This is a genomic window from Anabaena sp. FACHB-83, assembly GCF_014697485.1.
In the GTDB taxonomy this organism is placed as follows: Bacteria; Cyanobacteriota; Cyanobacteriia; order Cyanobacteriales; family Nostocaceae; genus Nostoc_B.
Window position 1 is genome coordinate 398,925 of record NZ_JACJRY010000002.1, and the last position, 13,938, is coordinate 412,862.

The 13,938-nt window shown below is 41.5% G+C and carries 14 protein-coding genes; 13 read left to right on the forward strand and 1 reads right to left on the reverse strand.

Annotated features, from left to right (window positions below):
• Positions 1-68: 68 nt before the first annotated feature.
• The 13 genes from H6G79_RS03865 (at position 69) to H6G79_RS03925 (ending at position 12,856) form a co-directional block, all read left to right on the forward strand.
• Positions 69-842: a HEAT repeat domain-containing protein gene (locus tag H6G79_RS03865; protein WP_190589769.1), complete on the forward strand. Its 774-nt coding sequence runs from the start codon at positions 69-71 to the stop codon at positions 840-842.
• Positions 843-1,164: 322 nt separating this feature from the next.
• Positions 1,165-1,800, forward strand: a complete 636-nt coding sequence (locus H6G79_RS03870) for a HEAT repeat domain-containing protein (RefSeq protein WP_190589768.1) — start codon at positions 1,165-1,167, stop codon at positions 1,798-1,800.
• 564 nt (positions 1,801-2,364) lie between these two features.
• Entirely contained in the window at positions 2,365-2,886 is a 522-nt protein-coding gene (locus H6G79_RS03875) for a phycocyanin subunit beta (RefSeq protein WP_190589767.1), read from the forward strand.
• A gap of 79 nt (positions 2,887-2,965) precedes the next feature.
• Positions 2,966-3,457, forward strand: a complete 492-nt coding sequence (gene cpcA / locus H6G79_RS03880; protein ID WP_190589766.1) for a phycocyanin subunit alpha — start codon at positions 2,966-2,968, stop codon at positions 3,455-3,457.
• A 229-nt stretch (positions 3,458-3,686) separates the two neighbouring features.
• Positions 3,687-4,547, forward strand: a complete 861-nt coding sequence (locus H6G79_RS03885; RefSeq protein ID WP_190589765.1) for a phycobilisome linker polypeptide — start codon at positions 3,687-3,689, stop codon at positions 4,545-4,547.
• 45 nt (positions 4,548-4,592) lie between these two features.
• Positions 4,593-4,835, forward strand: a complete 243-nt coding sequence (locus H6G79_RS03890) for a phycobilisome linker polypeptide (RefSeq protein ID WP_062292420.1) — start codon at positions 4,593-4,595, stop codon at positions 4,833-4,835.
• A 10-nt stretch (positions 4,836-4,845) separates the two neighbouring features.
• Positions 4,846-5,676 (forward strand): HEAT repeat domain-containing protein, encoded by an 831-nt coding sequence (locus H6G79_RS03895; protein WP_190589764.1) that lies wholly within the window; start codon positions 4,846-4,848, stop codon positions 5,674-5,676.
• A 73-nt stretch (positions 5,677-5,749) separates the two neighbouring features.
• Entirely contained in the window at positions 5,750-6,349 is a 600-nt protein-coding gene (locus H6G79_RS03900; protein WP_190589763.1) for a HEAT repeat domain-containing protein, read from the forward strand.
• A 41-nt stretch (positions 6,350-6,390) separates the two neighbouring features.
• Entirely contained in the window at positions 6,391-7,230 is an 840-nt protein-coding gene (locus H6G79_RS03905; protein WP_190589762.1) for a phycobilisome rod-core linker polypeptide, read from the forward strand.
• Positions 7,231-7,286: 56 nt separating this feature from the next.
• Entirely contained in the window at positions 7,287-8,030 is a 744-nt protein-coding gene (locus H6G79_RS03910) for a phycobilisome rod-core linker polypeptide (RefSeq protein WP_190589761.1), read from the forward strand.
• Positions 8,031-8,346: 316 nt separating this feature from the next.
• Entirely contained in the window at positions 8,347-9,060 is a 714-nt protein-coding gene (locus H6G79_RS03915; protein WP_190589760.1) for a phycobilisome rod-core linker polypeptide, read from the forward strand.
• Between the two features lie 111 nt (positions 9,061-9,171).
• Positions 9,172-9,939 carry a phycobilisome rod-core linker polypeptide gene (locus H6G79_RS03920; protein ID WP_190589759.1) on the forward strand — a complete coding sequence of 256 codons (768 nt, stop codon included), beginning with the start codon at positions 9,172-9,174 and terminating at the stop codon, positions 9,937-9,939.
• A gap of 343 nt (positions 9,940-10,282) precedes the next feature.
• The gene (locus H6G79_RS03925) at positions 10,283-12,856 is read left to right on the forward strand and encodes a bifunctional serine/threonine-protein kinase/ABC transporter substrate-binding protein (RefSeq protein ID WP_190589758.1); all 2,574 of its coding nucleotides are present in this window, start codon (positions 10,283-10,285) and stop codon (positions 12,854-12,856) included.
• A gap of 166 nt (positions 12,857-13,022) precedes the next feature.
• Here the strand turns inward: H6G79_RS03925 and pstB are convergent, their stop codons facing one another.
• On the reverse strand, positions 13,023-13,829 hold the full coding sequence (pstB, locus tag H6G79_RS03930) for a phosphate ABC transporter ATP-binding protein PstB (protein ID WP_190589757.1): 807 nt from the start codon (positions 13,827-13,829) through the stop codon (positions 13,023-13,025).
• Positions 13,830-13,938: the final 109 nt, after the last annotated feature.

A 13,938-nucleotide genomic window follows, 5' to 3' on the forward strand; every position in this document is an offset into this window, starting at 1 on the left:
GTAGGGGTATAAGGGTGTAAAAAAATTCCTACACCCCTACACCCTTAATCCCTTACACCCTTTTCACTATGACTATTACTAACTCTGCTGAACCAATTCTTTCACCAGAAAGTGCGATCGCGGCATTATCTAGTGAGGATAATCAAATTCGTTATTACGCTGCTTGGTGGTTGGGTAAACATCAAGTCCAAGCTGGCTGTGTGGCGTTATGCGAGGCTTTATTTGATGAACGTTATCGCATTCCCGGTGGGGGTTATCCGCTACGCCGTCAAGCCGCCCGCGCATTAGGACAATTGAAAAATCCCCAAGCTGTACCAGCGTTAGTAAAAGCGTTAGAGTGCGATGAGGATTTGCGTTTAAGGGAAGCCGCGATCGCCGCTTTAGCTGCTATTGGTGATAAAAGGGCTGTGACTCCTTTGTTACATCTGTTAGCAACCAGTCAAGAACAACCTTATGAAGCCTTGATTGAAGCATTAGCAACACTCCAAGTTTGGTCTGCACGTCCGCAAATCGAAGATTTTTTGCAACATCCTTCAGAACGAGTTCAATGTGCGGCGGCGCGATATATGTATCTGTTAACGCAACAACCCGAATACATTGAACGTATCGTCAAAAACCTCAACCACGACAATATGTATTTACGTTGGGCGGCTGTTTTTGACTTAGGCGCAGTTGGTCATCAACAAGCTATCCAGGCTATCTTAAAAGCCCAGGTTCCTAATAGTTTGAAGTTATTAAACTTAAAGCGCATTTTAGAAGCATTTCTAGAAAGTCATAGTTATGCCGAAGAGACAGCTTTATTAATTTTTCAAGCGATAGATAATTTACTAATTCAACTTTAAAAGTCAAAATACATTTTTTTGAAATTAGTATCACAAGTAAAAAGTAAAAAGGGAAATTCATATAGGGCTGACGTAGGGTGTGTGACGCAACGAGAAGATTTGAACGTAGTCATCAGATTTATAGCGTCACGCACCAACCACCAATTGTGACACTTACGTAAGTCCTGCCATGTTGAAAATTCATTGGTCTACAATTAGTGGCAAATCTGATTTGCCTCACTAGTTGACCCTGAGCGTTTTTCTAACCTGATTCGTTTGCTCTTTTTTACTTTTACCTTTTTACTTTATTTTGCCATGCAATTTTTTATCAGTGAGCAGAACCATGAATGAGCAATTAATTTCCCAAATTAATCAAGCTGCAACACCAGAAGAAGTAATTACAGCAATTAGGGCTATAGCTGTGAGTGATACTCCAGAAATCGACTCTATCAATGCTGTAATTACAGCTTTAAGTCATCATCACCCAAGGGTGAAAAATGCAGCAGTAGAGGCCTTAGTTAAGTTGGGAAATGTCACAGTAAAACCCTTAATTACTGCTTATGAAACTTCTCGTGATCAGGGATTACAAGCTTATATTATTCAAGTCTTAGCTCAAATTGGTTCAGATGAAGCGATGGATTTGTTAGCGGAAGTTTTGGGGACAACTGTAGCAAATCATTGCCAAGGTAATGTGCGACGAATTGCAGCACGGGGTTTAGGAAAAATTGCCAGCAATTCTCAAGATGCAGGAGTGATTGGTTGTGTACAAGAAAAGTTGATTTGGGCTTTGGTTTCTCCTGAAGATTGGGGACTGCGTTATGCTGCGGCGGTGTCTTTACAAGAATTAGCCACACCAACAGCAAAGGCGGCTTTACAAACTGCGATCGCGCAAGAAACCGATTCTGTGGTGCGATCGCGCGTAGCTTTAGCCTTGGAGTCAGGGAAAACAAACAAATTAGCCATGACCTATGACCGATGAGAACCGTCTCTTGACCCTAAACCCAGCACTCACGAAAATGTTGCGAAATATTTATTTTATGTTTCTTCACAATAACCTTCCGGATGCAAAAACTGGTGTAAAACAGCAATATCTTGCTCTGTAAGGGTTCCAAGAAGCTTAAGAAAATATTAAACACGCAATATTTTCGGAAAAAATTATCAAATGTAAAGTTGTGTAACAAAAAAAAGCGCATATTCTCAGTTACAGCCCTTGTATGTAAAGGATTTGAGGTGGTTCTTATGACTGCAACTTATTTATTCACAATTTGTAACAAATAAAGGATCTATAGCGTTGTATAAACATAAGCTGGAGGGGTAAATAACAGACAGAACATAAACAAGGCAATCAATTCGTAAAGTTTGCTGGTTTCTCATAAAACAAACCCTAGTTCTCATAATTTTCCTCATGAAGCAACAGGCGGACTTGAGAAGCAGCAAAACGAGAAATGGTTACTTGGTCTGTTAGATGCCATCCCAAATTGATAAAACATTACCAGTTTTAATCGAGACATCTCTCAACTAAGGAATTAGGAGATTAGAGTCCATGACATTAGATGTATTCACCAAGGTAACTTCTCAAGCCGATTCTAGAGGCGAGTTCTTGAGCAACGAGCAATTGGATGCTCTAGCTGCTGTTGTTAAAGATGGTAGCAAGCGCCTAGATGTTGTTAACCGCATCACCAGCAATGCTTCCTCTATCGTTACCAACGCTGCTCGTTCTTTGTTTGAAGAACAACCCCAATTGATCGCTCCTGGTGGTAATGCTTATACAAACCGCCGCATGGCTGCTTGCTTGCGCGACATGGAAATTATTTTGCGCTATGTAACCTACGCTATTTTGGCTGGTGATGCAAGTGTCCTGGATGATCGCTGCTTGAATGGCTTGCGTGAAACCTACAGCGCCCTAGGTACTCCTGGTTCTTCCGTAGCTGTTGGCGTTCAAAAAATGAAAGATGCAGCTATTGGGATTGCTAACGATCCCAACGGTATCACCAAAGGTGATTGCAGTGCATTGATCTCCGAAGTAGCTGGCTACTTTGATCGCGCTGCTGCTGCTGTTGCTTAATAGCAGTCTAGAGTCTCAATACGCAAGTATTTAGGCAACCAGGTAAAAAGACTAAAAAATACCAAGGAGATTTGAAAAGATGGTTAAAACACCAATTACCGAAGCTATCGCAGCTGCTGATACCCAAGGACGCTTTTTGGGCAACACTGAATTACAAGCTGTTAACGGTCGTTATGTACGTGCTGCTGCAAGCTTAGAAGCTGCTCGTGGTTTGACCTCCAACGCTCAACGCTTGATCGATGGTGCAACCCAAGCTGTTTACCAAAAATTCCCCTACACCACCAACACTCCTGGCCCTAACTTTGCTGCTGATAGCCGTGGTAAATCCAAGTGCGCTCGTGACGTTGGTCACTACCTCCGCATCATTACCTACAGCTTGGTTGCTGGTGGTACTGGCCCATTGGATGAATACCTGATTGCTGGTTTGGCTGAAATCAACAGCTCCTTCGAGTTGTCTCCTAGCTGGTACGTAGAAGCTCTGAAATACATCAAAGCTAATCATGGTTTGTCTGGTCAAGCTGCTAACGAAGCTAACACCTACATCGACTATACTATCAACGCTCTCAGCTAGATAGTTTTCTGCCCGGAGAGGGATACAAGTGCTGGATGGTAATCACCTAGCAGTTGGATCAAGCTCCGGGCATAGTTTTATGTAGGGATGAAAAGAAGAATGCAGAATCCAGAATTCAGCGTTGGTTAAATCTAGTTATTCTGACTTCTGACTCCTGAATTCTTATTCAAAAAGCTTTTTAGAGCAAGCAGTCGGCGCAAACCGCCGAACATCAATAAGGGGATAAAAGATGGCAATTACAGCAGCAGCATCTAGGCTAGGGACAGAGCCATACAGCGAAGCACGTCGAGTTGAACTGCGCCCCAACGCCAGCAAAGCAGAAGTCGAAGCCGTGATTCATGCCGTGTATCGGCAAGTCTTGGGTAATGATTACATCATGGCATCAGAACGTCTGGTAAGCGCAGAATCACTCCTGCGGGATGGAAACCTGACAGTGCGGGAGTTTGTGCGTAGCGTTGCCAAATCAGAACTCTACAAAACCAAGTTTTTCTATAGCAGTTTCCAAACTCGTTTGATCGAACTCAACTATAAGCATTTGTTGGGTCGCGCTCCTTACGACGAGTCAGAAGTTGTTCATCACCTCGACTTGTACCAAAACAAAGGTTACGACGCAGAAATTGACTCTTACATTGATTCTGTAGAGTATCAAAACAACTTCGGCGATAACATCGTGCCTTACTATCGTGGTTTTGAAACTCAGCCTGGGCAGAAGACAGTAGGTTTTAACCGGATTTTCCGGTTATACAGAGGCTATGCAAATAGCGATCGCGCCCAAGTAGAAGGTAAGAAGTCACGGTTAGCACGGGAATTAGCGAGCAATCAATCATCTTCAATTATTGGCCCCTCCGGCAGCAATAGTAACTGGAGTTTCCGTGCAACAGCAGATTTAGCGCCGAAGCGGAACTTAGGCAACGCTGTCGGACAAGCTGATCGTGTTTACCGCATTGAAGTTACAGGACTTCGCAATCCCGGCTATCCGAGCGTAAGAAGAAGCAGCACAGCTTTCATCGTACCTTACGAACGGCTTTCTGAGAAAATCCAGCAAATCCATAAGCAAGGCGGCAAAATAGCCAGCGTTACACCAGCTTAAGTTGCTGCTACAGGGATTGTAAACCAAACAGGAGATAGAGAAGTAATGTTCGGTCAAACCACATTGGGTGCTAGTAGCGTTTCTTCATCTGCTAGTCGTGTGTTTCGCTATGAAGTTGTAGGCTTGCGGCAAAACTCCGAAACTGACAAGAATAAATACAACATTCGCAATAGCGGTAGCGTATTTATTACCGTGCCATACAGCCGGATGAATGAAGAATACCAAAGAATTACCCGTCTGGGTGGCAAAATCGTCAAGATTGAGCCATTAACTGCTGACGAGGAATAATCCCCTGGCAATGATAGAACCCAGTGGGGAGCAATTTGCCCCAGAGAACGGGCCTCAGCTCACACCAGATATAGCGATCGCTAACCTGCAATCACCAGATTTGAGTCTCCGCTATTATGCAGCTTGGTGGCTGGGCAAGTTCCGGGTTAACAGAGCAGATGCTGTGGATGGTTTGATTGCCGCATTAAAAGATGAAGCTGATAGAACAGAGCTAGGTGGTTATCCTCTGCGCCGAAATGCAGCTAGGGCATTAGGTAAGTTAGGTGATGCCAGAGCAGTACCAAGCTTAATTGAATGCCTTGAATGTTCTGATTTTTATGTGCGCGAAGCTGCTGCTCAGTCTTTAGAAATGCTGCGCGATCGCACTGCCACATCAGCACTGATCAAAATGTTAGATGGGGGTGTAGCCGAGGCCGTGCAAGTACCGGGACTCCCTCATCTAACACAACCCTATGAAGCAGTCATAGAAGCCTTGGGAGCAATTCACGCCACTGAGGCAATTCCACTCATAGAGCCTTTCCTAGAGCATCCATTACCACGAGTACAATGTGCCGCCGCCAGAGCCATGTACCAACTCACACAAAACCCCATCTACGGAGAAAGGTTAGTGAAAATGTTGGCAACAGGCGATCTGAAATTACGCCGTGTTGTCTTAGGGGATTTGGGTGCAATTGGGTATTTGGCAGCAGCAGAAGCGATCGCTCAAGCTCAGGTCGAAAATAGCTTCAAACTTATTGCCCTCAGAGGATTGCTAGAGCATCAATTAACAGACAAGTTAGAGGAGCTTGCTGTATCTGATGACGCAATTCGGGTAATGAACTTGATGGATTCACTTTTATAGTCACTTGTCATTTGTTATTTGTCCTTGGTCAAAAGCTGATGACAAGTGACTATTGACCAATGACTAACGACCAATGACTGAAGAACTAATTCGTGCCGTCGCCTTAGCAGATACACCAGCAAAAATGGTGACAGCAGTGCAGAACTTGGCAGCCAAAAAAGATATAGCTGCAATTCCTACTTTGATTGCTGTGTTTGGATATAACAATCCAGCCGCCGCCGCAGTAGCAGCCACCGCCCTCACAGAAATGGGAGAAGCGGCAGTACCGCAGCTAATATCTCAAATTGATGACTATAACTATGGCGCGCGGGCTTATTCGATTCGCACAATAGCTGCGATCGCAGACCCTCGTGCTTTAGAGTTATTAGTTAGTGCAGCTGCCACAGACTTTGCCCCTAGTGTCCGCCGCGCTGCTGCCAAAGGTTTAGGAAACTTGCACTGGCATAAGCTAGATTTGCCCCAAAGCCATACAGCACCCAAAAGAGCCTTAGAAACCCTTATATTTATTTCTCAAGACTCTGAATGGTCAATTCGTTATGCTGCCGTTGTGGGTTTACAAGCCTTGGCAAAAAATAGCGATTTACAACAACCTATTTTCGCCAGACTCAACGAAATGCTCACAACCGATACCGAAAAAGCCGTCCGCGCTCGTGTGCAACTAGCTTATCTTTAAATAAAGCTATTTGTTTACCATAAAACAAGGTAAAAGTAAATATGTCAATACCACTACTTGAATATTCACCAAGTTCCCAAAACCAACGGGTAGAAGGTTACGAAGTCCCCAACGAAGATACCCCAACTATTTATCGCTTATCTGCTGCGGTTGACGATAAAGATATTGATGCAATTATCTGGGCAGCTTATCGGCAAATTTTCAGCGAACAACTCATTATCAAAAGCAATCGCCAAACCTTCTTAGAATCTCAATTGCGGAATCGGGCAATTAACATCCGGGATTTCATTCGCGGCTTGGGCAAATCTGAAGTTTACCGCACCCAAGTAGCAGATATTAACTCCAACTACCGCTTAGTAGACATCACCTTAAAGCGGTTTTTGGGGCGGGCTGCCTATAACAAAGATGAAGAAATTGCCTGGTCAATTGTCATTGCCACCAAAGGTTTACACGGGTTTATTGACGCATTGCTAGACAGCGACGAATATCAGCAGAACTTTGGAGATGATATCGTACCTTACCAACGCCGTCGCTTCAAAGACAGACCCTTTAACTTAGTTAATCCACGCTACAACAGTTACTGGCGCGATCGTCAAACCCTCAACTACCTAGGTGGTCGTTCCTTCTACAGCGCCCGCACCACAGGTTATGCCAGCAAAGAAGAAATTCGGCGCGTAATTCCTAGCAACTTCTTAGCAATGGCTGGGAACATAATTACCAACGAACGTAATTATCAACGTATAACCGCGACCGTTGTCTCCCAAATTAGAGATATGAATATCCCCGACAACAGCCGTGAAGGTGGTACTCCCCAACCAACAGTTAAACCCACAGCCGTTGCCTTACCTTACCGTTATCTTCCTGGCACTAAGACAACCTGAGTAGTCAGTCGTCAAAAGTCAGTATTAACAAATGACAAAGGACAAACCCTAAAACTATGGCAATACCTTTACTAGAATACAAACCCAGCTCTCAAAACCAGCGCGTCCCAGGTTACGAAATCCCCAACGAAAATACCCCCAGACCTTATCGCATCGAAAACTGTGCTAGTGATGGCGATGTTCAGGAATTAATTTGGGCAGCTTATCGTCAATTATTTAGCGAACATGAAATTTTAAAATTTCATCGCCAAGGCAATTTAGAGTCTCAGGTAAAAAATCGCGCCATTACTGTACGTGACTTTATTCGCGGTTTAGCCAAATCTGAAGCCTTTCGGGGTTTAGTCATCGAGACAAATTCTAACTACCGTTTAGTAGAAATTGCCCTGAAACGCTTTTTAGGTCGTGCGCCTTATAATAAAGACGAAGAGATTGCTTGGTCAATCAAAATAGCAACAGCTGGTTGGGATGGTTTTGTTGACGCTTTAATTGACTCAGAAGAATATCTCACCAACTTTGGCGAAAACATCGTTCCTTTCCAACGCCGCCGCTATAAAGATAGACCCTTCAACCTAGTTACCCCCCGCTACGGTAACTACTGGCGCGACAAGCTAGAAGATGCTCGCTACAAAGAAGGAGACATCAAAAACTTCTTGGCTTTGGCTAACTCCCTCAGCATCAGACAAGTTACTTACACGCCAGTTAACCTCACTAACATCAAAATTCCCGACACCACCAGAGAAACCGTACCCCAAGGTATCCCGGTGTCGATTAGTTCCAGTGCTAACTTCCCCGTGCGCTAAGGACTGTTTTTCAGTGGTTTGATAAAAGTATAAGAAGGATATATAGCCTTTCCTAGTCTGCTGAGGTACAAATTTATCTGCGTCTATCTGCGTCCATCTGCGGTTAATTATTCTTGCTTGTACTTCACTAGAATAAGAAATGCTATAAGCTCTGCAAAAGCTAACTCATAACCTTCTAAATGTTTTTCCGTCGAGTTACCAAATCATCAAGAGCAAGTAACTCATACCAATTGGAACAATCATGGGTTTCAAATCCAAAATGGTAAAAACGGACTAATTATAAGATGCCAACTTTATTCTTAAGGCGGTCTTTAGTATGGCATTACCTTTACTTGAATACAAACCCACAACTCAAAATCAAAGAGTTAGTAGTTTTGGTGCGGCAGATACCAACGAAGATACACCTTATATCTACCGTACAGAAATCGCCAACTCTCCTAGCGAAATTGAAAGACTCATTTGGGCAGCTTATCGCCAAGTCTTCAACGAGCAGGAAATTCTGAAATTTAACCGCCAAATTGCCTTAGAAACCCAACTTAAAAATCGGTCAATCACGGTTAAAGATTTTATCCGAGGTTTGGCTAAATCAGAGCGATTTTATCAGCTAGTAGTCACACCCAATAATAACTATCGGCTGGTAGAAATGTGTTTAAAACGGTTGTTAGGTCGCTCTCCTTACAATCGTGAAGAAGAAATAGCTTGGTCTATTCAAATTGCTACTCGTGGTTGGCATGGATTTGTGGATGCTTTGATTGACAGTGAAGAATATACCGAAGCCTTTGGTGACTACACTGTACCTTATCAGCGCAAACGTATGACTGTAGACCGACCATTCAGCTTTACTCCCCGCTATGGTGCTGACTATCGAGAACGCGCAGGTATTGTGAAAGGTGGCGGTTATCGCTCCTTATCATCTCTACCTAGTCAAAATGTTGATGGGGCTGCACTATTAGGTGTACTGCTTGTAGTGTCCGCAGGAATAACTTTCTTGTTGGTACTAAATTGGCTAGGAATTCATACTGGGTTCTAACCGAATGCGGGACAATAGATAAAGCATGAGTGAGGATTTGAGTCATCAAACCTCCTCATTAATCACCAGCTAAATCTCTGTGTAATCTTTTAATAAGAGGAAGAAATCAGCATGGCATTGCCATTACTTGAATACAAACCCAGCAGTCAAAACCACCGTGTTAAAAGCTTTGGTATTGCTGACCAAAACGAAAATACACCATATATCTATCGCATAGAAGATGTCAGTTCTTATACTGATATCCAAAACATCATTTGGGCAGCTTACCGCCAAGTTTTCAGCGAACATGAAATTCTTAAGTTCAACCGCCAAGTAACTTTAGAATCTCAGCTGAAAACTGGCGCGATTTCTGTACGTGACTTTATCCGTGGTTTAGCAAAATCTGAAGCCTTCTATCGTTTGGTTGTTTCTGTCAACAATAACTACCGTTTAGTTGACATCACCCTCAAACGTTTATTAGGTCGTTCTTCTTACAACAAAGAAGAAGAAATCGCTTGGTCAATTGTCATTGCTACCAAAGGTTTTGGCGGCTTTGTTGATGCTATTTTAGACAGCGAAGAATACAATCAAGCCTTTGGTGAGAACACTGTCCCCTACCAACGCAAACGCTTGGCAGGCCGTCCTCACAACTTGGTGACACCTCGCTACGGCGAAGACTTCCAAGAAAAAGCAGGTACAGTTCAAACCGACTGGCGCTTTACCTTGGAAAAATTCTATACCCGCAAGTTCCAAGAAAAACGTCTGGCCGAAGGCGACCCACGCAAATATGCAGATTTGGCAGCAGCAATCAATCCTAGCGGTAACTATGCTCAAAGAATATCATCCTTTGATATTGATTATCTAGCCGCAGTGCCTTACCGTGGTGGTAACAGACGCTAAGATTAAAAATTTAGTAGTCTAAAATTTTATACTGGGTCTAGTTTTTGCGTTGATGCAATAACCAACAGCTGATATGTAGTTGGATGTTTCATTGAGTAAAAGCTAGACCCAGTAGCTTTGAATGGTATTCATCTCAAAACAAAAATGCAATAATAGCTATACCGTAATGTCTAGTACCACATCCCTAATGTTTGAAATTTAGGGGTTAGGTCTGTTTTTTATAGTTTACTCAGTAAGGAACTAGTGTAGTTTCGATTTTTCTGGTGAGTTCTGGAAATTGTCAAATTGCTAACATTCAACACAGGTGGAAATTTATTACTTTGTTCTACCTCTAAGCTAATCTATGAAAGTTTACTGTACAAATCCTAACTGCCGCGCCCCAGAAAATGATATTCCTGATGAATTTCGTTCCGCTAAAGGTAAACAGAAATTTTGTAGTAATTGTGGAATGCGACTTGTTTTAAAGACTCGCTACTTAGCTTTAGAACAAATCGGTAGTGGGGGATTTGGGAGAACTTTTCGCGCCTGGGATTCTCATTTAGAACATGAATGTTTAATTAAGCAATTAAGATTGACAAATATTTCTAATGCGCCGTGGACACCTGCACAGTTACAATACATCCAAAATTCTTTTAAAAAAGAAGCACAAATTTTACGTAAGTTAAATCATCCACAAATTCCTAGATTATGGGATTCTTTTGAAATCTCTGCGCCAAATTTAGAAGAATCTGAGCAATCATTAGACTCATCACAAACAGTATTTTATTTAGTACAAGATTATATTCATGGTAATAATCTCAGACAAATAAAAAACACACAATGGTCAGAAGAGGAAGTTGTTAACTTTTTGCGGCAAATTTTACCAGTTTTAGATTACATTCATAGTCAACAACCTCTGATGTTAATTCATAGGGATATTAAACCAGAAAATATAATTCTCGAACAAAGAGGCGTACCTTATCTTATAGATTTTGGGGCTGTAAAACAAGCGATCGCAGGTGTACCCGCCGAACAATCTATCGCCATATCAACGCCTGGATACGCCTCACCAGAACAACGAGCAGGTTTAGCTGTCTCTCCATCTTCAGATTTATATTCTATCGCTGCAACTTGTGTTTGTTTGCTCACCTTAAAAACTCCAGAGAGCTTGCGAATTGGTGATATGTGGAGTTGGCGAAGATATGTTAATGTCAGTGACCAACTAGCTACCATTTTAGATACTATGCTGGCGGCGGAAATCACTTATCGTTTCCAGTCGGCGCGTCAAGTTATGATGGCGTTAGATAATGAAAAAATATCTGCACCAACACCCCTACCAGAAACTAGTTTTAATACTCAACCTCCGCCATTATTGATATCAGAAAAACCTGTACAGATACCAGATCAAAATTCATCATCAAACCCACCTCACAATTTATTAACACCGGAAACTTCTGTACAACAGCCATCCAAAAATTCATCATTGAAACCTGTAAGATTATGGACAAAAGTACTGATGGGAGGTTTTGGAAGTGTAATTTTAGGATTGGCTGTTTGGGCGTATTTTGTCTTGAAGCCTACATCGCTTTGTATTGACGATCCTCTGTTTAGCTGTGGAGAAAAATCACTTTTACAGCCAGAGTCTAAACCAACTATTTTAGGACAAAGAAATTTTCACCAAGGAACGGCAGCTTTTAAACAGGGAGAATATGATTTAGCAATTCAAAACTTTTCTGATTATCTCAAAAATGACCCAAATAAACCAGAAGTAAGAATTTATTTGAATAATGCGATCGCAGCTAAAAATGGCAAGTTTATTAAAGTCGCAATATGTGTTCCAATCCTCCAAAATAATGGTGTTGGCATAGAGAATTATTTGCGCGGAGTTGCTGTTGTTCAAAACGAAATTAATAAACAACCTCAAAACAAAATTAATGGCAAATTATTATTAATCCAGCTTTGTAATGATGAACAAAATGTAGATACTACTCATGAAGTTGCCGAAAAAATCGTAAAAGATAAAAGCATTTTAGGAGTTATCGGTCATTACTACAGCTTAATGACCTGGGAAGCAGGAAAAATTTACGGCGATGCAAAACTGGGTGATAACAGATTAGTTAGTATTTCTCCTACTAGCACAGCACTTCGAGGTACCATCTTTAATAAAACAGAGATTTTCAATATCGACAAATATGTTTTTCGAGTATCTCCTGTAGATTCACATTTTGCTAAAGCTTTAGCAAAATATAGTTTGCAGCAAAATCGTAATAAAGTTGCTATATTTTTTAATCATTTCGATCCTTATAGCGAGTCTTTTCGGCAAGCATTTAAAAATGCAATTTCTCCACAGGGAAGCATTGTGAAAGAATGTGATTTTGCTGAATATCAAATCAATAATCCTATTGTCATGACACAATGTTTACAAGAAGCTAGTAGTAAACAAGCTGATGCGATTTTTTTACCAATTAGTAATGATATTTTAAGTCGGGAAATTGATAAAATATTTGCAAGTACCAAAGATGTAATTATTTTATCTGGAACTACTGCTTACTTAGAAAGTATATCAAAAAGAAAAGATATATTTAGCAATTTAATTATTGCTGTTCATTGGCACAGAAATGATGGTAATAATTTGTCTATATTTGAGCAGAAATCGCGAGAACTTTGGGAAATTACAGACAATACAGATATTAACTTTGCAACTGCAATGACATACGATGCAACTCAAGCACTGGTGGAAGGATTACGGAGAAGTGGGAATAATTTAACCCGTAAACGTTTATATGAAGAACTTAGCAAGCCTAATTTTGTAGTGGAAGGTGCTCAAACCAAAGTAAGGTTTGATCAGAATCACGATCGCCTAGTTAACGAGCAAAATATTCAAGGCTTAGTTATCTTGGTTTCACCTAAAGATGGTGAGTTTCAAGTAATTAAATAAAAAGGGAGGTTGCTAAGGTATGAGTAGCTCATACTTCTCACACAAAAATAGGACGCGGAGAAAGGAGAGTTTGAGAAGTTTTTTGCGTAGTCCTAAAAAAATAAAATTAGATATGCACCGCATACCTAATTCTAGATGTGGAAAATATTAAATTGAGTGACAATAATTAACCAAATCTACCGCTAACGTAATCGCGGGTATCTTCTTGCTTCGGATTATTGAAAATTACTTCTGTCGCGTCATATTCTACGAGATAACCGATACGTCCGCCTGATTCTGTAGGACGCACATTGAAAAAGGCTGTTTTATCAGAAACCCGCGCCGCTTGCTGCATATTGTGGGTAACAATCACAATTGTATATTGCTCTTTCAGTTCATGAATTAGCTCTTCAACCCGCAATGTAGAGATCGGATCAAGCGCCGAGCATGGTTCATCCATTAAGATGATTTCTGGTTGAACTGCGATCGCTCTGGCAATACACAATCTTTGTTGTTGTCCACCAGATAAAGAAGAACCACTTTGACGGAGTTTATCTTTAACTTCATCCCACAAAGCTGCTTGACGCAAACTCCGTTCGACTAATTCATCCATATTACCTTTGTAGCCATTAATTTTGGCTCCGAAAGCAATATTGTCATAAATTGATTTGGGGAATGGGTTTGGTCTTTGAAACACCATCCCAATGCGGCGACGCACTTCTACGGGGTCAATATCAGGTGCATATAAGTTTTTACCGTAATAAAAAACCTTTCCTTCGGCTCTAAATGAATCAATTAAGTCGTTGAGACGGTTATAGCATCTGAGTAATGTGCTTTTACCACAGCCAGAAGGGCCAATAAAGGCTGTCACCTTATTTCTGGGGATATCTAGCCAAATGTTCTTTAATGCTAAGTACTTGCCGTAATAAACGTTCAATTCTTCTGTACGTAATACGGTATCTGTGCTATTTGCTGTACTAATGTTAGTAGCCATAAAAGGTCTAATGTAAGTTTTTGGGATGGCAATGCAACTTTGCTATTCAGTTACTAGACGGAGCTTTTTGGTATCAATAAAGCACCAATCATCAACATGCTTCTTGATT